Origin of the sequence: Streptomyces sp. NPDC001137, assembly GCF_040298885.1 — a bacterium.
Taxonomy (GTDB): Bacteria; Actinomycetota; Actinomycetes; order Streptomycetales; family Streptomycetaceae; genus Streptomyces.
The window spans coordinates 153,712-174,811 of record NZ_JBEPBA010000021.1 but is presented as its reverse complement, the minus strand read 5'-3'; the positions used below and the strand labels follow the sequence as shown (position 1 = coordinate 174,811).

The window sequence follows — 21,100 nt, the reverse complement described above, 5'->3', positions numbered from 1 at the left end:
AAGGACCCCACCGTGCGAAGAACCCGCATTCTCACGGCCGTGCTGGCCCTCGCAGCCGGCTTACTGGCAGGATCCCCGCCCGCGCTCGCCGCCGGCGGCACCCCGAAAGTGCAGCTTGCCGCAGACACGTACACCTGGAAGAACGCGCGGATCGACGGCGGCGGCTTCGTCCCCGGCATCGTGTTCAACCGGAGTGAGAAGAACCTGGCCTACGCCCGCACCGACATCGGTGGCGCGTACCGCTGGCAGGAGGCGAGCAAGACCTGGACGCCGCTGCTGGACTCGGTCGGCTGGGACCAGTGGGGGCACACCGGGGTCGTCAGCCTGGCCTCCGACTCCGTCGATCCGGACAAGGTGTACGCGGCCGTCGGCACGTACACCAACGGCTGGGACCCGACGAACGGTGCCGTGCTGCGGTCCGCCGACCGCGGCGCGAGCTGGCAGAAGACGGATCTCCCCTTCAAGCTGGGTGGGAACATGCCCGGCCGGGGCATGGGCGAGCGGCTCGCGATCGACCCGAACAAGGACAGCGTGCTGTATCTGGGCGCGCCCAGCGGCAAGGGGCTTTGGCGGTCGACGGACTCCGGTGTGACCTGGTCGCAGGTGACCGGCTTCCCCAACGTCGGCAACTACGTGCAGGATCCCAGCGACACCAGCGGATACGCCTCCGACAACCAGGGGATCGTCTGGGTCACCTTCGACGAGTCCACCGGTACGTCCGGCACGGCGACGAAGACCCTCTACGTCGGGGTCGCCGACAAGGACAACGCGGTGTACCGCTCGACGGACGCGGGCGCCACCTGGACCCGGCTGGCCGGGCAGCCGACGGGATATCTGGCGCACAAGGGTGTGCTGGACGCGAAGAACGGCTACCTGTATCTCGCCTACAGCGACAAGGGCGGCCCCTACGACGGCGGCAAGGGCCGGCTGTGGCGGTACGCGACCGCGACCGGCACCTGGACCGACATCAGCCCGGTCGCCGAGGCCGACACGAACTACGGCTTCAGCGGACTGACCGTCGACCGGCAGCATCCCGGCACGGTGATGACGACCGCGTACAGCTCCTGGTGGCCGGACACCCAGATCTTCCGCTCCACCGACAGCGGCGGCACCTGGACGAAGGCCTGGGACTACACGTCGTACCCGGGCCGCTCGAACCGCTACACCATCGACGTCTCGTCGTCGCCCTGGCTGACCTTCGACGCGAACCCCTCGCCCCCCGAACAAACCCCGAAACTCGGCTGGATGACGGAGTCGCTGGAGATCGACCCGTTCAACTCGGACCGGATGATGTACGGCACGGGGGCGACGCTCTACGGCACCGAGAACCTCACCCAGTGGGACAGCGGGGGCCAGTTCACCGTGAAGCCCATGGTGCGGGGGCTGGAGGAGACGGCCGTCAACGACCTCGCCTCTCCCCCGTCGGGCGGCGCCCAGCTGTTCAGCGCGCTCGGTGACATCGGCGGTTTCCGGCACACGGACCTGACCAAGGTCCCTTCGATGATGTTCACCTCGCCGACCTTCACCACGACGACCAGCCTCGACTTCGCGGAGACCAACCCGAACACGGTCGTGCGGGTCGGCGACCTCGACTCCGGTCCGCACATCGCGTTCTCCACGGACAACGGCGCCAACTGGTTCGCGGGGACGGACCCTTCCGGTGTCTCCGGCGGCGGGACGGTGGCCGCGGCCTCGGACGGCAGCCGGTTCGTGTGGAGCCCCGCGGGCACCGGCGTGCGGTACACGACCGGCTTCGGGACTTCCTGGGCCGCGTCGAGCGGGATCCCCGAGGGCGCGACCGTCGAGGCCGACCGGGTCGACGCGAAGACCTTCTACGGCTTCAAGTCAGGGAAGTTCTACGTGAGTTCGGACGGTGGCGCGACCTTCACCGCGTCCTCGGCCACCGGCCTCCCCAACGGCGACAGCGTGCGCTTCAAGGCGCTGCCCGGCACGAAGGGTGATGTCTGGCTCGCGGGCGGCGCTTCCGACGGGGCGTACGGCCTGTGGCACTCCACGGACGGCGGGGCGAGCTTCACCAAGCCGGCCAACGTCGAGCAGGCCGACACGATCGGCTTCGGCAAGGCGGCGACGGGGGCCTCGTACCAGACCCTCTACACCAGCGCGAAGATCGGCGGCGTACGCGGCATCTTCCGCTCGACCGACAAGGGCGCCAGCTGGACCCGTATCAACGACGACGCCCACCAGTGGGGCTGGACAGGCGGGGCGATCACCGGCGACCCGCGTGTCTACGGACGGGTGTACGTCTCCACCAACGGCCGGGGTGTCGTCTACGGCGACACCCCCGACACGGGCGGAGGCGGGGACAACGGCGGCGGTGGCGGCACGGACCCGGCGCCGACCGGTGCCTGCACCGTGACCTACAAGATCACCAACCAGTGGTCGGGCGGCTTCCAGGCCGACGTCCAGCTCACCAATACGGGTGCGAGCGCCTGGAGCGGCTGGTCACTCGGCTGGACCTTCGCGGACGGCCAGAAGATCACCCAGCTGTGGAACGCCGACCACACCCAGTCGGGCGCGGCGGTGACGGCGAGGAACGTGAGCTGGAACGGCACGGTGGCGGCCGGTTCGTCCGTGGGCTTCGGGTTCACGGGCAGCTGGTCGGGGGCGAACAGGAAACCGAGCTCGTTCAAGCTGGGCGACCAGACCTGCACGGTCGCCTGACTGGGCCGAACGGTTGCCGGGAGTGATCCTCGAGTTGCGGAGCGCAGAGGGCCACCTGAATCTGATTGAACCTGATCAAGGAAGGTCCGGTCCCACATGCCCGTCGAAAGGACAGTGATGTCGCAACGCACACGCAAGTCGACCCGCTCTCGCGTCGCGGCGGTCCTCGCCGCTCCCGTAATCGCCCTGACCCTCATGGCGCCGAGCGCGTCTGCGGCTCCGGCGCCCTCCAAGTGCGAAGGAACCATCCACATCTCCCTTCTGGGCCACCAGACATGCGTCTCGTCCAAGGGCGACAACGGCGACCACCATGACGTGCTCTCGGGCCTTCTGGGCGTCGTGACCGGCCTCCTGGGCGGTCTGTTGGGTGGCGTCCTGGGTGGCTGAAGCCCACCCGGCAAGGTGAGGCGGTCGCCCGCGATCGGCGGGCGACCGCCTTTCGGGTCCCGTCAGCCGTCCGCGTGGGAGGACCGGCCGGTCTTCGCATCCGCCATCCAGGACGCGGGCCTGGAGCCGTCCTCGTCGACCTTGAACTCCTCGATGCCGGGGCGGGACGGGTCCAGGTCACCCACCTGCATGGCGTTCCCTCATCCGCCGCCCCTTTCCGCCAAGTTGCCGTATCTGCCGGCCAGTTGAGCAACCGTGCGGGCGATGCGTTCGCGCAGTTCGGGCGGCTGGAGCACCTCGATGTCAGTGCCCAGGCGGAGGAACTCGCCGTGGGCGTGCTCGACGGACTCGATGGGGACCGTGGCGAGGGTCCAGCCGTCGTCGTCCGTACGGCTGTCGACGGCCCTGGGCAGCCGTGCCCCCGGCGCCAGCCTGACCAGTGCCTCGCCGCGGTACAGCCGGTCGTGGAAGTCGCGCTGGTGCGCCGTCCAGTAGGCAGCCAGGTCGAAGTCGTCGGGGCGGGTGAACTCCTCTGCGGAGGCGGCGAGTCGGAGGATCTGGTCGACGCGGAAGGTGCGGGGGCCCGGGCCCGCGACGACGTACCAGCGGCCGGCCTTCAGCACCAGTCCGTACGGCTCCAGACGGCGTTCCACGTCGGTGGGTTCGGCCCAGCGGCGGTACAGGACGTTCAGGACGCGGCTGTTCCACACCGCGTCGGCCACGGCCGGCAGATACGGCGCCTCCTCGGCGTCCGCGTACCAGCCGGGGGCGTCGAGGTGAAAGCGGCCGCTGATCCGGTCGGCGTGCATGCGCAGCTCCGGCGGCAGGGCGGCACGGACCTTGAGCTGGGCTGCGGCGAGCACCGAGCCGAGGCCCAGCTCCGCGGCCGGGCCGGGAGCACCGGCCAGGAAGAGGGCCTCGGCCTCGTCGGCGGTGAGGCCGGTCAGACGGGTGCGGTAGCCGTCGAGCAGACGGTAGCCGCCGGCGTGTCCCGCGTCGCCGTACAGCGGAACGCCCGCCGCGCCCAGCGCCTCGACGTCCCGGTAGACCGTGCGGACCGAGACCTCCAGCTCCTCGGCGAGCTGGGCGGCGGTCATCCGGCCCCGGGTCTGGAGGAGGAGCAGGATCGAGACGAGCCGACTGGACTTCACTGACACAGGATGTCAGTGAAGTCGGCCTAGCGTCCTGTCCATGCCCTTCACGGAGAAGTTCCTGACCGTGCCGCCGCCCGTCGAGGTGGCGGGACGGCTGATCAAGCGCTACCACGTCACGGCCGACCCGGCCGGCATCGCACCCGACGTGGAGAAGGCGGCGTACGCGATCCTGCCGGAGCTGCTGCCGGAGCCGGACGGCACTCCTCCGGCGACGTTCGTCGTCGTTCACCGGGGAAACGACGACGGTGCCTACATCAACGCCTACAGCTGGGTGTGGGACAACGTCCTGCACTACGCGAACGCCGCGGCCGGTCAGCCGGTCCTCGGCTGCCCCGACCACGACCCGACCCACTTCGTCCGGCCCGGACTCCCCTGGATCGGCTGCGTCTTCGAGTTGCCGCCGATCCAGCACGAACGGGACGCCTGGGTACGGCACATGCTCGTGCCCGAAGTCCCGGACCTGGACGCCTACCTGTCCGACTCCCTGCCCGCGGGAACCACTGGAGAGCGCTCATGAGCAGCCCGCACGACTTCGACTTCTTCACCGGCGAGTGGCAGGTCGCGAACCGCCGTCGCACCGACTTCCTCGACCCGGAGAGCGACTGGGTGGAGTTCCCGGCCACCCACTGGTGCCGGCCGCTGTTCGACGGGGCCGCGAACATCGACGAGATCGACATGCCGTTCCTCGGCGCGAAGGGGCTGACCCTGCGCCTGTTCGACGTGGAGCGCGAGGAGTGGTCGCTGAACTGGGCCTCCAGCCGCAGCGGCAAGCTCTTCCCGCCCGTGACCGGCCGCTTCGAAGGCGATCGCGGTGAGTTCTACGGCGACGACACGCACGACGGCAAGGACGTGCGGGTGCGGTTCGTGTGGGCGGACGTGTCGCCTGCCTCCGCCCACTGGGAGCAGGCGTTCTCCGTCGACGGCGGGGAGACCTGGGTGACCAACTGGACGATGGACTTCAGCCGGCCGCCGACTTCCTGAAGGCCCGGAGGCTGAACTCCGGGTCGGGACGCGGCCGTTCCTGGTCGGGCAGCGCCTGGATCCGGGCGACGAACCCTTCGGTGAGTGGATCCCCGGGTGGCAGCTGGGTGAACCAGCCGCGCCGCAGATCGGCGGCGGTGCGACGGGGGCTGCGGCCCTGACCGCGGCCGGGGAAACGGGCCTGCCCCGCCGGGTGCAGACGGTGCGCGGCGGCGTATGTCTCCACGAGCCGGGCGGCGTCCGGGGCCGGGCGGCGCGGGCGCGGGGCGAGGACGGCGTCGATGTCGCTGCCGACGTCGTGGGCGGCGGCCTTGTCGACAGTGGTGACGTACACACCGCCGGGCTTCAGGACGCGGGCGCACTCGGCGACGACGGCGCGGACGTCCTCGGGTTCGTCGAGCAGATGCAGCAACCAGACGCTGGTGACGGCGTCGAACGTCCCGTCGCAAAACGGCAGCCTGCGACTGTCGGCCAGCAGGACGCAGCCGGGCAGTCGCCGGGCGGCCATCCGGGCCATGCCGTACGTCAGGTCGGCGCCCGTCACCCGGGTGGCGGGCCGTGCGGCCGCGAGGCGCCGGGTGACGATCCCGGTGCCGCAGCCCACGTCGAGAAGCCGCTCGGCGGCCGCCGGGAGCAGGCCGAGCACGGCGTCGGCGGCGGCCGCGGCCCTCGGCTCGCCGCCGCGGCTGGCGTCGTAGGCGTCGGCTTCCTTGTCGTAGTCGAGCACGCGGCTCAGTGGGCCCCGTGGGCCTGTGCGAGGTCCTCGACCCTCTGCGCGAGGCCGAAGTCGAGCTCGGTGACCTTGCCGCCCGCGCTGTGCGTGTTCACCGACAGGGAGACGGTGTTGTAGCCGAGGGTGAGGTCGGAGTGGTGGTCGAGCTCGTCCTGGACCTGGGCGATGTGGATGACCATCGCGGTGGCGGCGAAGTGCGAGCCGAGCCGGTAGGAGCGGGTGAGCCGGTCGTCCTCGACCGCCCAGCCCGGCAGCTCGGCCAGTCGGTCCTCGATCTCCTTCAGCGACAGGGGTTCGACGGGCATGGGCTCGCTCCTTCCTCGGCACCGGGTGCTTCTTCAGCGTGCCACAGCAACTGACTGCGGTCCTGGTCAGAAGGGTTCCCGGGGGCGGGCCGGGGAACCCTCCGGACGGTCGGGGAACGGCTGCCCCCCTCACCGCTCGTGCAGTCGCTCCGCCGCCAGGTCGTCCGCGATCGCGGCGATCGTGCGCCTGCCCTCGACCCGCTCGACCCACTCGTGCGGCAGCCCGACGTCTCCGTGCACGGCCCCGAGGAGGTTGCCGCAGATGGAGCCGGTGGAGTCGCTGTCGCCCGAGTGGTTGACGGACAGCAGCAGGGCCTCTTTGACGTCCGGCTCGACGAGCGCGCAGTAGACGCCCATCGCGAGGGCCTGCTCGGCGACCCAGCCCGCGCCGAGGGACTGGAGCTTCTCCGCGGTCGGCCGCCCCTGGGCGGCGAGGTCGAGGGCCCCCTCCAGCGCGGCCGTCGTCTCCTCGTGACCGGGGTGGCGGGCCAGCAGCCGCAGCGTGCGCAGCACCGCGCCCTCCAGGGAGTCCCCCTCCACGACGTATGCCACGATCGCGGCCAGCGCGCCCGCCGCGTAGTAGCCGGTGGGGTGGCCGTGGGTGATCTGGGCGCCTCGGGCGGCCATGGCGAAGGCCCCGTCGGCGGAGTTGATCAGGCCGAAGGGGGCCGAGCGCATGACGGTGCCGCAGCCCTTGGAGTCGGGGTTGACCTGGCCCGGCTTGCCGTCGAGCGCGAGCCACGGGTCGGGGGTGTACGCCTGCGCGATCCCGGAGAGGCAGGCGTTGCCCGGCGCGCGGCGGGAGTACAGCCAGGGCTCGTCGATCAGGCCGCCCGTGGGGGCGGCGCCCTGCTCGGGGCCCGGCTTCGACTGGGTCTCCAGCCAGCGCTCGTACGCCTGACGCAGCATGTGTGCCCAGGCGCCGCCGATGCCCCGCTCCCGCTCCCTGGCGTGCGCCTGGATCAGGGCCTCGGCCGTGAACAGGGTCATCTGCGTGTCGTCGCTGAGCAGGCCCAGCGCGCCGTACGCACCGGGCACGAACCCGGTCACCCCGCGTTCGCCGTGGAGGGCGCGGATACGGTCCAGGGAGTTGAACTCGATGGGATAGCCGAGGGCGTCACCGATCGCACCGCCCAGCAGACAGCCCCGCACTCTGGCGCGGTACACCGCGGCGGTCTCCAGGGTCGGCTTCAACGGCGGCCACGTCATAAGGTGCGCTCCTCGACTACGGTCGTGCGTATGACCATTGTCGCGACGGGAACCAGCACCTCAGCCACCGCCCCCACCGACAAGGGCGTCGGCCCCCTCCTGCGGTCCTGGAGGGAGCGCCGCCGGGTGAGCCAGCTGGAGCTGGCGCTGCGGGCCGACTCCTCGGCGCGGCACATCAGCTTCATCGAGACGGGCCGTTCACGGCCGAGCGAGGAGATGGTGCTGCGGCTCGCCGAGCACCTCGACGTCCCGGTGCGGGAGCGCAACTCCCTGCTGCTGGCGGCAGGTTACGCCCCGCACTACCCGGAGACCCCGCTCGACTCGCCCGGGCTGGACGCCCTGCGCCAGGGCATGGAACGCCTCATCCAGTGCTACGAGCCCTACCCGGCGTTCGTGGTCGACTCGGTGTACGACGTGGTCGCGGCCAACCGGGGCATGACGATGTTCCTGGACGGCGTCGCGCCTTCGCTGCTCGAACCCCCGCTGAACGCCATGCGGTTGACGCTGCACCCCGAGGGCCTCGCGCCGCGCATCCGCAACCTCCCCGAGTGGCGCGGACATCTGCTCGCGCAGATGGAAAGGGAGATCGCCCTGCACCGCTCCGCACCCCTGCGGGCGCTGTACGAGGAGGTGGCGGCCTACCCGGTGCCGCAGCAGGAGCACGGCCACGACCACGAACCGGAGGAGCCCGTCCCCTACTTCGCGCTTCCGATGCAGATCGAGCACGAGGGCCGGACGCTGTCCTTCGTCTCGTCCATCTCCACCTTCAACACCCCGATGGACGTGACGGTCGCGGAGCTGGCCATCGAGACGCTCCTTCCGGCCGACCCGGCGACGGTCAAGTACCTCCAGTCGCTGATGCCCTGACGGACGCGCCCCCGCAACCCCGTCCGACCACCGGACGGCCCAGGTGGCGAGCGCCTCACCGCGGAACCCGTGAGACTGGCGGCGGAACATGACACACTGCTGCGCGGTTACTTCGGCGCGTAGGGGAGGCGTGGCGTGAGTGAGCGGCGTCCCGCGCCCACCGTGGGCCAGGTGGTGCTCGGCAGGCGCCTTCAGGAACTGCGGGAGGCGGCCCGGCTGGGGCGTGAGGAGGCCGCACGCGTCCTGCGGGTGGCCCCCGCGACCGTACGGCGGATGGAGATGGCCGAGGTCGCGCTGAAGATCCCGTACGTCCAGGTGCTGCTGGAGACGTACGGCGTCCCGGACGACGAGGCGGCCGCGTTCGTCGCCCTGGCCGAGGAGGCCAACCGGCCGGGCTGGTGGCAGCGCTTCCACGACGTGCTGCCGGACTGGTTCAGCCTGTATGTGAGCCTCGAGGGCGCAGCCGGCATCATCCGCTCCTACGAGCCGCACTTCGTGCCCGGCCTGCTGCAGACCGAGGACTACGCACGTGCGGTGATGGAGGCGGGCACGGTCGGGCAGACCGGTCCGGAGACCATCGAGCGGCATGTGTCGCTGCGGATGGCCCGGCAGCGGCTGCTGGACCGTGCGGACCCGCCCCACCTGTGGGTGATCATGGACGAAACGGTTTTGCGGCGCCCGGTGAGCACCCGCGGCGAGGTGATGCGCCGGCAGATGGACAAGCTGCTGGAGTTCGCCGAGCGGGACCGGGTCACGTTGCAGATCGCCGAGTTCAAGGACGGCCCGCACCCGGGCACCTACGCACCCTTCACCCTGTTCCGCTTCGGCGAGCCCGAGCTGCCCGACATGGTCTTCACCGAGTACCTGACCGGCGCCCTGTACCTCGACTCGCGCAAGGAGGTCTCCGCTCATCTGGAGGTCCTCGACCACATGACGGCGCGGGCCGCGTCGGCCGAGCGCACGAAGAAGATCCTGCGGGAGCACCGCGAGGCCTTCTGAGCCACCCACCGCACCTGTCCGACCGGAGGAGAAGACCCCGCATGACCGGATCCGACGACGCACCGCAGATCGACACCAGCCGGCCGCACCCTGCCCGTGTGTACGACTGGTGGCTGGGCGGCAAGGACAACTACCCGGTGGACGAGGAACTCGCCCGGAAGATCCTCGCCGTGGACAACAGCGCGGTGCGCGGGGCGCGGGCCAACCGGAGGTTCATGCACCGGGCCGTCCGCGCGGTCGCCGAGGCCGGGATCCGCCAGTTCCTGGACATCGGCACGGGCATCCCCACCGAGCCCAATCTGCACCAGGTGGCGCAGGCCGTGGCGCCGGAGTCCCGGGTGGTGTACGCGGACAACGACCCGATCGTGCTGCGGCACGCGCAGGCGCTGCTGCGCGGCTGTGAGGAGGGCCGAACGGAGTATGTGCACGCGGACGTGCGGGACATCGACAGCTTGCTGCGGCAGGCCGCCGAGACCCTGGACTTCTCACGGCCGGTCGCGCTGTCGCTGGTGGCGCTGACCCACTATCTGGACGACGGCGTTCACGACCTCCTGGCGAAGTACGTCGCGGCGCTCGCCCCGGGCAGCCATCTGATCCTTTCGCAGGTCACCCCCGACCTCAATCCGGAGGCCATCGCGAAGGCGGCGGGCGCCTTCCGCGCGAGCGGCACCCCGTTCTTCCCCCGCTCGATCACGGACTTCCAGCGCTTCTTCGAGGGCCTGGAGCTGCTCGGCCCCGGCGTGATCCCGGTGACCGGGTGGCGGCCGGAGGCCGAGGACGTGGCGGCGCAGACGGAGGGCGTCGTCCCGGTGTACGCGGGGGTCGCCCGCAAGCCCTGACCTCATGGCCGAGCACCCGTACGGGCGCCATGAACAGGTGCGTTCCCCCGCCCGGCCCTAGCGTCGAAGCACGGGGCGAGCAAGGGAGCGACGCAGGTGGCCGACACGCGAATACCGCCCGCCGGGCCGGGAGCGGTGCTGCTGGGCGCAGGACGCTTCTTCCGGCCCGGAGCGAGCGCCATGGGCTCCTGCACCGCGAAGGAGACCTGATGCCCTCCGACGCCGTGCTGTACCAGGCGGCAGCGCTCTGCCTGACCTATCCCGACGACGACTTCCGCGCCCGGCTGCCCCTGCTGCGCGAGGCAGCCCCGCAGCTGCGGGAGTTCACCGACCACGCGGCCGTCACCCCGCCCGGCGAGCTGGCCGCCCACTACCTCCAGGTCTTCGACTTCAAGAACCGGCACAGCCTCTATCTGAGCCGTTGGCGGGACGAGGGCACCCGGCGGCGCGGCATGTCGCTGGTCCGCTTCAAGGACGTCTACCTCGCCGCCGGTCTGGAGTTCACCGGCGAGGAACTGCCCGACTTCCTGCCCGCCGTCCTGGAGTTCGCGGCCCGCACCGGGAACACGGCCCTCCTCACGGAACACCGCGAGGCCCTGTGGCAGCTCCGGGCCCGGCTCGCCGACTTCGGCACCCCGTACGCATCCGTCCTGGACGCCGTGTGCGCCACCCTGCCGGTCCCCCATACGGAGGTTCGCTCATGACCACGCTCCTGTGGGGCGTTCTGCCGTACGTCGCCTTCGCCCTGCTCGTCGCGGGCCTGATCTGGCGCTACCGCTACGACAGATACGGCTGGACCACGCGTCCGTCGCAGGTGTCCGAGTCGAAGCTGCTGAACATCGCTTCCCCGGCCTTCCACTACGGCATCCTCTTCGTGCTGGCGGGCCACCTGGTGGGCCTGTTCGTCCCACGGTCGTGGACCGGCCCGTTCGGTGCCGGCGAGCACACGTACCACCTGTTCTCGCTCTACGGCGGCACAGTGGCCGGTGCGCTCGCCGTCGCCGGGATCATGCTGCTCATCCACCGCCGCCGCACGCACGCGCCGGTGTTCCGGGCGACGACGGTGAACGACAAGCTCATGTACGTCGTCCTGATCGCCGCCATCTGGATGGGCATGGCCGCGAAGCTCAGCCATGTCTCCGGCGACGGCTACAACTACGGTGCGTCGATCGCCCCTTGGGCCCGCAGCCTGTTCACGCTCCAGCCGAGGACGGACCTGATGGAGGGGGTGCCGGTGCTGTACCGGGTCCACGCGACGATCGGCATGGCGCTGATCGCCCTGGTGCCGTACACCCGCCTGGTCCACATGTTCAGCGTGACGGTGCAGTACCTGTTCCGCCCCTCGGGGGTGAACCGTGGCCGCGACCCCGGGCAGCCGGGGCCGCGGCCGGAGCGGCGGGACCGGGAGCGGACGGGCGTGTGACGGTCAGGCCGCGCCGCCCTTGGTGTCACGGTCCTCGTCGACGATCTCGGCGTCGACCACGCCCTCCTCGTCCTGCGGTGAGGTGTCCTGCTCGGTGCCGCCGGCGGAGGCACCTTGGTCGGCCTGGGCGTACATGGCCTGGCCCATCTTCTGGCTGACGGTGGCGAGTTTCTCGACCCCCGTCCGCAACTCGTTGGTGTCCGCGTCGCGTTCCAGCAGGCCCTTGAGTTCCGTGGCGGCCGTCTCGACCTCGGACTTGGTGTCGGCGGGGATCCGCTCCTCGTTCTCCCGCATGAACTTCTCGGTCTGGTAGACGAGTTGTTCGGCCTGGTTGCGCGTCTCGGCGGCCTCGCGGCGCTTGCGGTCCTCCTCGGCGTACTGTTCGGCCTCCCGCATCATGCGGTCGATGTCGTCCTTGGGGAGCGCCGAGCCGCCGGTCACCGTCATCTTCTGTTCGCGGCCGGTGGCGAGGTCCTTGGCCGAGACATGCATGATGCCGTTGGCGTCGATGTCGAAGGCGACCTCGATCTGCGGGACCCCGCGGGGGGCCGGGGGCAGACCCGTGAGGTCGAAGACGCCGAGCTTCTTGTTGTACGCGGCGATCTCGCGCTCGCCCTGGTAGACCTGGATGCCGACCGAGGGCTGGTTGTCGGTGGCCGTGGTGAAGATCTCCGAACGCCGGGTCGGGATGGTCGTGTTGCGTTCGATCAGCTTCGTCATGATGCCGCCCTTGGTCTCGATGCCGAGGGACAGCGGGGTGACGTCGAGGAGCAGCACGTCCTTGACGTCGCCGCGGATGACGCCCGCCTGGAGGGCCGCGCCGACGGCCACGACCTCGTCGGGGTTGACGCCCTTGTGCGGGTCCTTGCCGGTGAGTTCCTTGACCAGGTCGGTGACCGCGGGCATCCGGGTCGAGCCGCCGACGAGGATGACGTGGTCGACCGCGGACAGCTTGATCCCGGCGTCCTTGACCGCCTGGTGGAAGGGGGTCTTGCAGCGGTCGAGGAGGTCGGCGGTGAGCTCCTGGAACTGGGCGCGGGTCATCTTCTCGTCGAGGTGCAGCGGTCCCTCGGCGGAGGCGGTGATGTAGGGGAGGTTGATCGTCGTCTCGGACGAGCTGGACAGCTCGATCTTGGCCTTCTCGGCGCCCTCGCGCAGCCGCTGCACGGCCATCTTGTCGCCCGCGAGGTCGATGCCGTACTGCCCCTTGAACTTCTTGACGAGATGGTCGACGATCCGCTGGTCCCAGTCGTCGCCGCCCAGGTGGGTGTCGCCGTTGGTCGCCTTGACCTCGATGACGCCGTCGCCGATCTCCAGGAGCGAGACGTCGAAGGTGCCGCCGCCGAGGTCGAAGACCAGCACGGTCTGCTCCTCGCCGCGGTCGAGGCCGTAGGCGAGGGCGGCGGCCGTCGGCTCGTTGATGATCCGCAGGACCTTCAGGCCCGCGATCTCCCCGGCCTCCTTGGTGGCCTGCCGCTGGGAGTCGTCGAAGTACGCCGGTACGGTGATCACCGCGTCCGTGACGTCCTCTCCGAGGTAGGACTCCGCGTCCCGCTTCAGCTTCTGGAGCACTCGCGCGGACAGCTCCTGCGCCCGGTAGCGGGTGCCGTCCACGGAGCCCTGCTCGGGGAAGCGCCAGCTCGCGTCGCCCATGTGCCGCTTCACGGAGCGGGCGGTCCGCTCCACGTTGGTCACGGCCTGCCGTTTCGCGACCTCCCCGACGAGCACCTCGCCGTTCTTGGCGAAGGCCACGACCGACGGTGTGGTCCTGGCCCCCTCCGCATTCGCGACGACGGTGGGTTCGCCGCCCTCCAGCACGGCCACCACCGAGTTCGTGGTCCCCAGATCGATCCCGACCGCACGTGCCATCTCCGTCCCCTTCCGCCAGGGCACTCCTCACACACCAGCACAAAACTTGAGTGCGCTGTTGTCAATGCCGCGTACTGCGGGTACCCGGAAACGACGGTGCCGCGCCCCCTGTGTCGGGGGCGCGGCACCGAAGGACGTCCAGGACGCGGGTGGATGTCAGGCCAGCTTGGCCGACAGGGTGATCGTCGTGCCGGTGAGGGCCTGGCTGACCGGGCAGTTCTTCTTGGCGTCCTCGGCTGCGGCGACGAAGGCGTCGTTGTCGATGCCGGGGACCGTGCCCTCGACGGTCAGGTGGATGCCCGTGATGCCCTCACCCGGCTGGAAATTCACGTCGGCCGAGGTGATCAGCTTGGTGGGCGGGGTGCCGGCGCCGGCCAGGGCGTGCGACAGCGCCATGGAGAAGCAGCTGGAGTGCGCGGCGGCGATCAGCTCCTCCGGGCTGGTCTTGCCGTTCGCGTCCTGGGAGCGCGAGGCCCAGGTGACCGGCTGCTCGGCGATGGCACCGGAGGAGTCGAAGGAGACGACACCGTTGCCCTCGAGCAGGTTGCCTTCCCAGACGGTGTGTGCGGAGCGCGTGGTTGCCACGATGAATCCCTTCGAATTCTGGCTGTTCCTGTACGACACCATCCGATCACATTCCGGCTCACTGCACCCGGAACACCGGCCCACGCGCGGTGAACGGCAGCCGCGCCCCCTGCGGGATCAGATACGCGTGCTCGCGCCGCACCCGCAGGACGTCGCACCAGCCGTCCGTGATGACGAGGACGGGCGCGCCCGGCGGGAAGTCGTCCCCGCGGTGCAGGAGGTCGATCCCGGGCTGCAGGACCGTACCGCCTCGGCCGTGGACCCGTACCCGGCCGGCGATCTCCGTGACCGGCACGAAGCCCGCGTCGTGCGGGGCCGTGTCGCAGAAGATCACGCGGGCGGCCGGGACGTCGCGGGCCTCGGCGTAGGAGGCGATGGCGCCGAGGGCCTTGCCGAGCAGGGTGCGGTCCATGGAGCCGGAGGTGTCGAGGACGACGCCGAAGGTGCAGCGGGCGATCTCCTCGGGCGGGAAGTAGCGGCCGGCGCGCGGGATGTCGGGCGTGGAGGACTGTCGGCGCGAAGGGCGCGCGTATGTCCGCACGGGCTGTGGACTCGGCACGAACTCGTCGAACCAGCGGGCCAGTCGGGCGTCCCAGGGCAGGGGCGGGTGGCTGAGGGTGCGGATCTCCTCGACCAGGCCGCCGGGGAGGAAGCCACGCCCCTGCTGCTGGTGCAGGTCCAGGCCCTGGCTCAGGCCCCGGCGGTAGAACTCGTCGAGGTCGACGTACGCGCCGGGCGGGCCCAGCGGGCCGCCGAGCATGTCGCCACTGCCCTTGCCGCGCAGGGTGGACAGGCGGCGCATGCGGCGCAGGTCGCCGGCGAGACGGTCGTAGACCTCCTCGCAGGACAGGCCGGTGAGGGCCGGGTCGTGCAGGAGGCCCTCCGGCATGGTGCCGACCTGCATCTCCTGCAGCCAGCCGTTGATCACATAGTCGCAGGCGATGTTGAAGAGGTAGTGGTCGCGGGTGCCGCAGCGGTCGCCGTGGCGCAGGGCGGCGTGCAGCATCTCGTGGGCGAGGATGAACCGCCATTCCTCGTCGTCGAAGCGGCGCAGCGGGTTGATGTAGATCTCGCCGGCCTCGGCGTTCACCGCGGCCACGGAGATGCCGTGCGCGCGGGCGAGTTCGGCGTCGGCGACGAGGGTGATGCCTGCCGCGATGCCGCCGAGCAGCGGGTAGGAGGAGATGAACCAGCTCAGGGCCCGCTCCCAGGGGCGCTGCGGGGCGACTTGTCCGCTGAGGGAGTCGCGGCGGCCGCCCGCCATGTCCATCGCCGCGGACACGGTCCGGGTCAGGGCGGTGGCGAACGCCAGCTGGTGGTCGGGGGGCCGGCCGTAGTACCCGTGCCAGGTCAGGAGCAGCTGGTCGGGCTCGCCGCCGGCCGTGCCGCAGCGCTCGTACGCGGGTGGGAGCCCGTCCCGCCGCCAGCGCGCGGCGAGTTGCTCCTCGTCGCCGTCGGGGTAGGAGGCGGGCAGCGCCTCGGGGGTCTCGCCGATGGTGAAGTTCAGCAGGAAGCGGTTGACGACGACGCAGCGTGCGGCGAGGTCGTAGCGGTCCGGCTGGGTGCGCTCGCCCTTCGCCGCCGGGACGTGTCCGAAGCCGAGGTGCAGGACGGCGTGGGCGAGGGCCCAGGCCCAGGCGGTGGGTTCGGCGAGCCGGTGCGGGTGGACGTGCAGGTCGGCGGCGGAGTCGACGACCACGAGCCCGTCGCCGGGCGCGATCTTGCACTCCTCGTCGCGGCAGACGTCGAACTCCACGGCCGCGAGGGCCGGGTTGGCCTTCACCAGCGCCATCCCCTCGGCGAACGCCTCGGCCGCGAGGTCCCGCTTCTTCTCCCCCTTGCCCTTGGTACGGCTCACCGCCGCGCCTCCACCAGCCGGGGCATGTCCCGGGCGGCCTCGATGAGGAACCACGAGGGCAGGACGGGGTTGCCGTCGGTGTCGGAGGCGATGACGGTCTGGGCGACCTCGACGGAGATCTCGGCGAGCTGCACCAGCAGCGACTTGGCGCGGTACGCGGTCTGCCGGCCGTTCGCCGACATGTGCTCCTTGCTGACCGGGAGTTCCTTGATCAGGCGGCCGCGGAAGGACTCGGCGAGGTAGTAGAGCAGGTCGCGGTCCTCGATGCGGTTCGGCCAGCGGGCGTCGCCCTTGATGATCGCCTCGATGCCGAACTGGCTGCGCACGATCTTGACGTAGCCGCAGAAGGCCGTGGCGTGCGCGGGCGTCAGCGTGCCGTGCGCGAGGACCTTCAGCGTGTCCTCGTCGAGATCGCGGCCGAAGGAGTGCAGCGCGTCGGAGAGCATGTGCCAGGAGCGGGGCGTGGAGAAGGGCTCCTCGGTCTTCGGCGGCCTGGACCACAGGTGGTCGGGCCGGTCGGTGAGGTGGTCGAGGATCCAGGGGTGGATGTCGTTGTTCGCGGCCCAGGTCAGCCAGTCCTTGGCGGAGGCCTCCAGGTGGACGTGGGCGAGACGGTTGACGAGGGCGGAGGCGACGGGCCGGGCGAGCGCGTTGTCGGTGGCGCGGTTGCCCGCGCCGATGACGATCGATCCCTTCGGCAGCTCGTAGTTGCCGATCCGGCGGTCGAGGATCAGCGAGTAGAAGGCCTTCTGGACGTCCGGGGTTGCCGCGTTGAGCTCGTCCAGGAACAGGCAGTACGGCTCGTCGCGGGCGATGGCCTCCGGCGGGCAGAACACCGACCGTCCGTCGCGGATCTGCGGGACGCCGATCAGGTCCTCCGGCGCGAGCTGGGTGCCGAGCAGGCTCACGCACTCCAGGCCCAGCGACTCGGCGAAGTCCCGCACCAGGGAGGACTTTCCGATGCCGGGGGCGCCCCAGATGAAGACCGGCCGCACGGTGGCGAGGCCGAGAAGCAGTTCGGGGATACGGGCGGGAGTGACGGAGACGGCAGCCTGCAAGAGGCGTCCCTTCGGGGTGTTCGAGAGGTTTGCGACTCGAACAGTGTGTGCGTACGACCCCGGCGGCGCAGCCGAATTTCAGGCGGCCCGCTCTGCCTCGTCCTCGTCGGTGACCGGCACCTGAGGGCCGTCCGTCTCGCGCAGCCAGCGGCGCAGTACCCGGTGGACCTGCTCGGCGCCGGTCAGCTCCTCGCCGTCCTCGACCGGTGCCGACAGCACGACCGGGGAGAGCAGGAACGGTCGGGCCTGCGCGCCGCCGAGCCCGCCGTGCGAGCCGATCTGTTCCTCGAAGGCGAGGACCTCGCCGTCGGCCGGGTCGTGGAAGGAGTTGACCATGATGTCGGCGGTGTGCGGGAAGGAGTGGGTACGGCGCACGGCGTCGGCGGCACCGGGGCCGAACGCCTCCAACGGGCCCGGCTTGTCGTCGAGTTGGCCGAGGGGTATCTCCGCGCCGTACGCGCCCAGCACCACCCCGCCGTGCTCCTCGCTGCGGACGAGCAGGAAGCCGACGCCCGGATGGTTGGCGAGCGTGGTCAGCAGGGCGGGGTGGCGGGCGTCGATCTCCTCCTTGCTCATCCGGTGCGGCACGTCCGGGAAGGAGACCAGGCCGAGGTTGCCGGAGGCCAGCACGAGCGGCTCCGAGCCGCGGCGGGAGGGGCGGTGCTGCTCCTCACCCTCCTCCACGGGCCGGCGCAGCGCCGCGCGCACGGCCGCGCGGGCCTCGGCCCCGCTGTGGGTGCGCTGCGCCCTGCGCGGCACGGGCAGCCCGCAGCCGGCCCGCACCAGATCGCCGAGGCCGAGGCCGTAGCGGGCGCGGAAGGTCTCGCCGGGGCTCTGGCCGTGGTCGGACAGGACGACGATGCGGTACGGCCGCGGGGCGTGCTCGGCGACGTTGGCGATCAGCGCGAGGGCGCGGTCGAGGCGTTCGAGCACCTTCTCCGCGTCGCGGCTCGTCGGCCCGGAGTGGTGCGCCACTTCGTCGTACGCCACCAGGTCGGCGTAGACGGCGGTGCGCCCGGCGAGCATGTCGCCCATCACCGCGGCGACGACGACGTCCCGTTCGACGACGGTCGCGAAGGCGCGGACGAAGGGGTAGAGGCCGCCGCGTGAGACGCGCGGGCGCTGCTTCTTGATCCGGGCCCGGGTGGACTCCCCTATTTCGCGGCCGACTTCGGCGACGAAGGACAGGGCGGTGCGCACGGCGTTGGCCGGGTCGGAGAAGTACGCGAAGTAGCCGGCCCGGGAGCGGTTCTCCCGGCCGCGGCGGCGGGTGGCGATCGACAGCACCAGGGCCTGCTCGTCGGCGCCGCCGCTGAAGAGGTTGCCGCGGCTCGCGCCGTCGGCGGTGAGCAGGCCGCCGTCGCCGGTGCGCTCGACGGCCCGGCGCTGGAGTTCGGCGGCGCTGGTCGGCCGGTTGCAGACCATCACCTCGCGGGTGTCCTTCTCGTACCAGCGGAACGCCGGGACGTCGTAGTTGCTGCCGTGCAGGATGCCGAGCTGACTGGCGCCGGTCTGGCTGGACCAGTCGGTGCGCCAGGGCGTGAGCCGGTGCGTGGTACCCAGCCACCGGGCGACGGTGGGCATCACGCCCTTGCCGACCGCGGCCAGGAGGACGTCGTGACCGACGCCGTCGAGTTGCAGGAAGACCGTGCCGGGGGCGGACGGGCCGGGCGGCAGACGTCTGCGGCGGCGGTCGGCGAGGCGGTAGAGGCGCCGCCGGTACGCGTCGTCGTCACGCACGGCCAGGGCGGCGCCGGTCGCGGAGGCCACGGCGGACATCACGGCGGCCACCACCACGGCCGTCTCCGGGGCCGCCTCGGCGCTGCTGGCCGGATTGAGCCGCAGGGCGACCAGCAGCAGCGACCCGTTCAGCACGAAGACGAGCAGTCCCAGCACCAGCGCGGGCACCAGCAGCAACAGCCGCACCAGCAGCGGCCAGACCAGGGCGGACAGGACACCGAAGGCCCCGGCGCCGAACGCGGCGGTGACGGCGATGTGGGTGGCGCTCTCGCCGTCGGCGGACTGCAGGCGGAAGTCCGGCAGGATCCCCGCGAGCACGAGCATGGTGACCGTGGAGACCGCCCACACCGCGACGCTCCGCCCCGTCTGACTGGCGACCCGCCGCCAACGCACGCCACGCACGCCCAGCCCACCTCACGTCCTGGCCCGTCGTCGGTGCGGGCCTGCACTTCAGACTGTCACACGGGTCGGACAATGAGGTCCGTCACCGGGAGCGGGAGCTCAGCGCCCGTCGTAGCCGGCCGTCGGCATCGACAGCCGGCGGTGCACCCGGGCCTTCATCTGGGCGTCGTAGCAGGGCTCCTCGAACCCGACCGTCTCCACCCGCACCCCGCGCCGGGCGCACTCCGCGGTGAACTCCTCGACGGACGACAGCGCGCTCTCCAGCACGCGGCGGCTGGGCGCCACGAACACGTCCGTCCCCGGCCGGACGCCGTCCCACAGCACACAGTGGTCGGCCCGCAGCCCCCGCACCAGCAGCTCCCGGCTGACGATGTAGCCCCGCTCGGCGGCCCAGCGTGCGCACATCGCGTGCTGGCTGCGCGAGTCCACCAGGAAGGGATCGTCGTCCAGCTCCTGCAGCGGCGTCAGACTCGCGATCGCCGTGACCCGCACCGGTCCCATGGCGTCCCCCTCACCTCCGGGTTTCGGCGCCGACCCTACTCCTGCCCGTAGGCTTCGGGGAGTCGCGCGAAGGAGGCAAAGAGGTGCCGGTGGAGATCACCTGGTGGGGTCACGCGACGTGTACGGTCGCGGACTCGGGCGTACGGCTGCTCACCGACCCGCTGTTCGCGCGCCGTCTCGCCCATCTCCGCCGCCGTCGCGGCGCGCTGCCGCCGCCCGGCGCCTGGCGCGCGGACGTGGCGCTGGTTTCGCATCTGCACGCCGACCACCTGCACGTTCCGTCGCTGGAGCGGCTCGTCGAGGGCACCCGCCTGCTGGTGCCCCGGGGCGCGCCCCGGGCCGTGCCGGGCCTGCGCCGGCTCAGGCACCTCAGGGTGAGCGAGGTGGCGCCCGGGGACCGGGTGACGGTCGGTGACCTGGTCGTACGGGCCGTTCCCGCATGGCACGACGGGCGGCGGCTGCCGCTCGGGCCGCATCGCTCGCCCGCTCTCGGCTATGTGATCGAGGGCGAGGCGCGGACGTACTTCGCCGGGGACACGGGACTGTTCGACGCGATGGAGCAGGAGGTCGGGCCGGTCGACGTGGCGCTGCTGCCGGTGGGCGGCTGGGGGCCCTACCTCGGCACCGGACATCTGGATGCGGGACGGGCGGCCCAGGCGCTGGCCCGGCTGGCGCCGCGCAGTGCGGTGCCCGTGCACTACGGCACGTACTGGCCGATCGGGATGGACGCCGTGCGCCCCCATGAATTCCACGCGCCCGGCGACGAGTTCGTGCGCCTCGCGGCCGAGCACGCGCCGGAGGTCGCGGTGCACCGGCTCGGGCACGGGGAGAGTGTGCGCCTGGAGGTCGCACGGTGACGTGGCTTGCCGCCACGGCGGCGATCGTGCCCCCGGAGTCGACGCAGCGGGCGATCGGCTATCCGTCGCTGTTTCTGCTGGTGCTGTTCGGGGCGCTGGTGCCGGTGATTCCCACGGGGGCGCTGGTGAGTTCGGCGGCCGTGGTCGCGTTCCATCAGACGGCGCCGTTCGCGCTGGCGCTGGTGTTCGTGACGGCGTCGCTGGCCGCGTTTCTCGGGGATGCGGCGCTGTACTGGCTGGGGCGGCGCGGGATGCGGTCGAAGAACGGGTCGCGGTGGCTGAAGGCGATTCGGGCGCGGGCGCCGGAGGAGCGGCTTGCGCAGGCGCAGTCGAAGCTGGCGGAGCACGGGGTTGCGGTGCTGGTGCTTTCCCGGCTGGTGCCGGCCGGGCGGATTCCGGTGATGCTGGCCTGCCTTGTGGCCGAGTGGCCGTTGCGGCGGTTTGCGCGGGGCAACTTGCCGGCGTGCCTGGCTTGGGCCGCGACGTACCAAGTGATCGGGATTCTGGGTGGGTCCCTGTTCCCGGAGCCTTGGGAAGGCGTGGTGGCTGCGGTTGTGTTGACCGTGGTCATCAGTGTGGTGCCGAGTTTGTGGCGGCGGGTTCGGTCTGCCGGGTGAGGGTGTGTTGCGGGGCGCGGGTGCGTTGTGGTTT

22 protein-coding genes are annotated in these 21,100 nt (G+C 71.4%); 11 read left to right on the top strand and 11 right to left on the bottom strand.

Annotated elements, in window-relative coordinates; all coding sequences use genetic code 11:
• Positions 1–12 precede the first annotated feature (12 nt).
• Both ABT254_RS33830 and ABT254_RS33825 read left to right on the top strand, forming a co-directional pair.
• Positions 13–2,682 carry a cellulose binding domain-containing protein gene (locus ABT254_RS33830; RefSeq protein ID WP_351478672.1) on the top strand — a complete coding sequence of 890 codons (2,670 nt, stop codon included), beginning with the start codon at positions 13–15 and terminating at the stop codon, positions 2,680–2,682.
• 117 nt (positions 2,683–2,799) lie between these two features.
• Complete coding sequence (locus ABT254_RS33825; RefSeq protein ID WP_143687415.1) at positions 2,800–3,069, top strand: hypothetical protein; 270 nt, start codon at positions 2,800–2,802, stop codon at positions 3,067–3,069.
• Positions 3,070–3,131: 62 nt separating this feature from the next.
• Here the strand turns inward: ABT254_RS33825 and ABT254_RS33820 are convergent, their stop codons facing one another.
• Together ABT254_RS33820 and ABT254_RS33815 are read right to left on the bottom strand one after the other, a co-directional pair.
• Positions 3,132–3,260, bottom strand: coding sequence for a hypothetical protein (locus ABT254_RS33820; protein WP_351478668.1), 129 nt, complete (start codon positions 3,258–3,260; stop codon positions 3,132–3,134).
• A 9-nt stretch (positions 3,261–3,269) separates the two neighbouring features.
• Complete coding sequence (locus ABT254_RS33815) at positions 3,270–4,220, bottom strand: helix-turn-helix transcriptional regulator (RefSeq protein ID WP_351478665.1); 951 nt, start codon at positions 4,218–4,220, stop codon at positions 3,270–3,272.
• 40 nt (positions 4,221–4,260) lie between these two features.
• Here ABT254_RS33815 and ABT254_RS33810 point away from each other — a divergent pair, with 40 nt between their 5' ends.
• Positions 4,261–4,740 carry a hypothetical protein gene (locus ABT254_RS33810; protein ID WP_351478662.1) on the top strand — a complete coding sequence of 160 codons (480 nt, stop codon included), beginning with the start codon at positions 4,261–4,263 and terminating at the stop codon, positions 4,738–4,740.
• Positions 4,737–5,204: a hypothetical protein gene (locus ABT254_RS33805; RefSeq protein WP_351478659.1), complete on the top strand. Its 468-nt coding sequence runs from the start codon at positions 4,737–4,739 to the stop codon at positions 5,202–5,204. The genes ABT254_RS33810 and ABT254_RS33805 overlap by 4 nt, the downstream gene beginning before the upstream one ends.
• On the opposite strand, the gene ABT254_RS33800 is transcribed toward ABT254_RS33805, so the two are convergent.
• From ABT254_RS33800 to ABT254_RS33790, 3 genes are all read right to left on the bottom strand, one after another.
• Positions 5,182–5,931 (bottom strand): class I SAM-dependent methyltransferase, encoded by a 750-nt coding sequence (locus ABT254_RS33800; protein WP_351478656.1) that lies wholly within the window; start codon positions 5,929–5,931, stop codon positions 5,182–5,184. The two genes, ABT254_RS33805 and ABT254_RS33800, sit on opposite strands and share 23 nt — an antisense overlap.
• Before the next feature lie 5 nt (positions 5,932–5,936).
• Positions 5,937–6,242 (bottom strand): 4a-hydroxytetrahydrobiopterin dehydratase, encoded by a 306-nt coding sequence (locus tag ABT254_RS33795; protein WP_351478653.1) that lies wholly within the window; start codon positions 6,240–6,242, stop codon positions 5,937–5,939.
• A gap of 129 nt (positions 6,243–6,371) precedes the next feature.
• On the bottom strand, positions 6,372–7,451 hold the full coding sequence (locus ABT254_RS33790; protein WP_351478651.1) for an ADP-ribosylglycohydrolase family protein: 1,080 nt from the start codon (positions 7,449–7,451) through the stop codon (positions 6,372–6,374).
• A gap of 30 nt (positions 7,452–7,481) precedes the next feature.
• On the opposite strand from ABT254_RS33790, the gene ABT254_RS33785 reads away from it, so the two are divergent.
• The 5 genes from ABT254_RS33785 (at position 7,482) to narI (ending at position 11,579) form a co-directional block, all read left to right on the top strand.
• Positions 7,482–8,318, top strand: coding sequence for a helix-turn-helix domain-containing protein (locus ABT254_RS33785; protein WP_351478648.1), 837 nt, complete (start codon positions 7,482–7,484; stop codon positions 8,316–8,318).
• Between the two features lie 135 nt (positions 8,319–8,453).
• Positions 8,454–9,317: a Sco1979 family transcriptional regulator gene (locus tag ABT254_RS33780; RefSeq protein ID WP_351478645.1), complete on the top strand. Its 864-nt coding sequence runs from the start codon at positions 8,454–8,456 to the stop codon at positions 9,315–9,317.
• Positions 9,318–9,358: 41 nt separating this feature from the next.
• The gene (locus ABT254_RS33775) at positions 9,359–10,156 is read left to right on the top strand and encodes an SAM-dependent methyltransferase (RefSeq protein WP_351478642.1); all 798 of its coding nucleotides are present in this window, start codon (positions 9,359–9,361) and stop codon (positions 10,154–10,156) included.
• Between the two features lie 209 nt (positions 10,157–10,365).
• The gene (gene narJ / locus ABT254_RS33770; RefSeq protein ID WP_351478639.1) at positions 10,366–10,860 is read left to right on the top strand and encodes a nitrate reductase molybdenum cofactor assembly chaperone; all 495 of its coding nucleotides are present in this window, start codon (positions 10,366–10,368) and stop codon (positions 10,858–10,860) included.
• The gene (gene narI, locus ABT254_RS33765) at positions 10,857–11,579 is read left to right on the top strand and encodes a respiratory nitrate reductase subunit gamma (RefSeq protein WP_351478636.1); all 723 of its coding nucleotides are present in this window, start codon (positions 10,857–10,859) and stop codon (positions 11,577–11,579) included. The genes narJ and narI overlap by 4 nt, the downstream gene beginning before the upstream one ends.
• 3 nt (positions 11,580–11,582) lie before the next feature.
• Here the strand turns inward: narI and dnaK are convergent, their stop codons facing one another.
• From dnaK to ABT254_RS33735, 6 genes are all read right to left on the bottom strand, one after another.
• Positions 11,583–13,448 carry a molecular chaperone DnaK gene (gene dnaK / locus ABT254_RS33760; RefSeq protein ID WP_351478634.1) on the bottom strand — a complete coding sequence of 622 codons (1,866 nt, stop codon included), beginning with the start codon at positions 13,446–13,448 and terminating at the stop codon, positions 11,583–11,585.
• 156 nt (positions 13,449–13,604) lie between these two features.
• The gene (locus tag ABT254_RS33755) at positions 13,605–14,033 is read right to left on the bottom strand and encodes an OsmC family protein (protein WP_099934526.1); all 429 of its coding nucleotides are present in this window, start codon (positions 14,031–14,033) and stop codon (positions 13,605–13,607) included.
• A gap of 58 nt (positions 14,034–14,091) precedes the next feature.
• Entirely contained in the window at positions 14,092–15,825 is a 1,734-nt protein-coding gene (locus ABT254_RS33750) for a vWA domain-containing protein (protein WP_502972089.1), read from the bottom strand.
• A gap of 62 nt (positions 15,826–15,887) precedes the next feature.
• The gene (locus ABT254_RS33745; protein ID WP_351478627.1) at positions 15,888–16,949 is read right to left on the bottom strand and encodes an ATP-binding protein; all 1,062 of its coding nucleotides are present in this window, start codon (positions 16,947–16,949) and stop codon (positions 15,888–15,890) included.
• Positions 16,950–17,027: 78 nt separating this feature from the next.
• Positions 17,028–19,091: a phage holin family protein gene (locus ABT254_RS33740; protein WP_351478624.1), complete on the bottom strand. Its 2,064-nt coding sequence runs from the start codon at positions 19,089–19,091 to the stop codon at positions 17,028–17,030.
• A gap of 99 nt (positions 19,092–19,190) precedes the next feature.
• Complete coding sequence (locus tag ABT254_RS33735) at positions 19,191–19,592, bottom strand: hypothetical protein (protein WP_351478621.1); 402 nt, start codon at positions 19,590–19,592, stop codon at positions 19,191–19,193.
• Between the two features lie 83 nt (positions 19,593–19,675).
• Between ABT254_RS33735 and ABT254_RS33730 the strand changes: the two genes are divergently transcribed.
• Positions 19,676–20,449 carry an MBL fold metallo-hydrolase gene (locus ABT254_RS33730; RefSeq protein ID WP_351478618.1) on the top strand — a complete coding sequence of 258 codons (774 nt, stop codon included), beginning with the start codon at positions 19,676–19,678 and terminating at the stop codon, positions 20,447–20,449.
• On the top strand, positions 20,446–21,066 hold the full coding sequence (locus tag ABT254_RS33725) for a DedA family protein (protein WP_351478615.1): 621 nt from the start codon (positions 20,446–20,448) through the stop codon (positions 21,064–21,066). The genes ABT254_RS33730 and ABT254_RS33725 overlap by 4 nt, the downstream gene beginning before the upstream one ends.
• Positions 21,067–21,100: the final 34 nt, after the last annotated feature.

Excerpts from the sequence above, each read along its gene's own strand:
- ABT254_RS33825 (WP_143687415.1), top strand. The coding sequence starts at position 2,800 with ATGTCGCAACGCACACGCAAGTCGACCCGCTCTCGCGTCGCGGCGGTC.
- ABT254_RS33820 (WP_351478668.1), bottom strand. The coding sequence starts at position 3,260 with ATGCAGGTGGGTGACCTGGACCCGTCCCGCCCCGGCATCGAGGAGTTC.
- ABT254_RS33810 (WP_351478662.1), top strand. The coding sequence starts at position 4,261 with ATGCCCTTCACGGAGAAGTTCCTGACCGTGCCGCCGCCCGTCGAGGTG.
- ABT254_RS33805 (WP_351478659.1), top strand. The coding sequence starts at position 4,737 with ATGAGCAGCCCGCACGACTTCGACTTCTTCACCGGCGAGTGGCAGGTC.
- ABT254_RS33795 (WP_351478653.1), bottom strand. The coding sequence starts at position 6,242 with ATGCCCGTCGAACCCCTGTCGCTGAAGGAGATCGAGGACCGACTGGCC.
- ABT254_RS33790 (WP_351478651.1), bottom strand. The coding sequence starts at position 7,451 with ATGACGTGGCCGCCGTTGAAGCCGACCCTGGAGACCGCCGCGGTGTAC.
- ABT254_RS33785 (WP_351478648.1), top strand. The coding sequence starts at position 7,482 with ATGACCATTGTCGCGACGGGAACCAGCACCTCAGCCACCGCCCCCACC.
- ABT254_RS33775 (WP_351478642.1), top strand. The coding sequence starts at position 9,359 with ATGACCGGATCCGACGACGCACCGCAGATCGACACCAGCCGGCCGCAC.
- narJ (WP_351478639.1), top strand. The coding sequence starts at position 10,366 with ATGCCCTCCGACGCCGTGCTGTACCAGGCGGCAGCGCTCTGCCTGACC.
- narI (WP_351478636.1), top strand. The coding sequence starts at position 10,857 with ATGACCACGCTCCTGTGGGGCGTTCTGCCGTACGTCGCCTTCGCCCTG.
- dnaK (WP_351478634.1), bottom strand. The coding sequence starts at position 13,448 with ATGGCACGTGCGGTCGGGATCGATCTGGGGACCACGAACTCGGTGGTG.
- ABT254_RS33750 (WP_502972089.1), bottom strand. The coding sequence starts at position 15,825 with ATGGCGCTGGTGAAGGCCAACCCGGCCCTCGCGGCCGTGGAGTTCGAC.
- ABT254_RS33735 (WP_351478621.1), bottom strand. The coding sequence starts at position 19,592 with ATGGGACCGGTGCGGGTCACGGCGATCGCGAGTCTGACGCCGCTGCAG.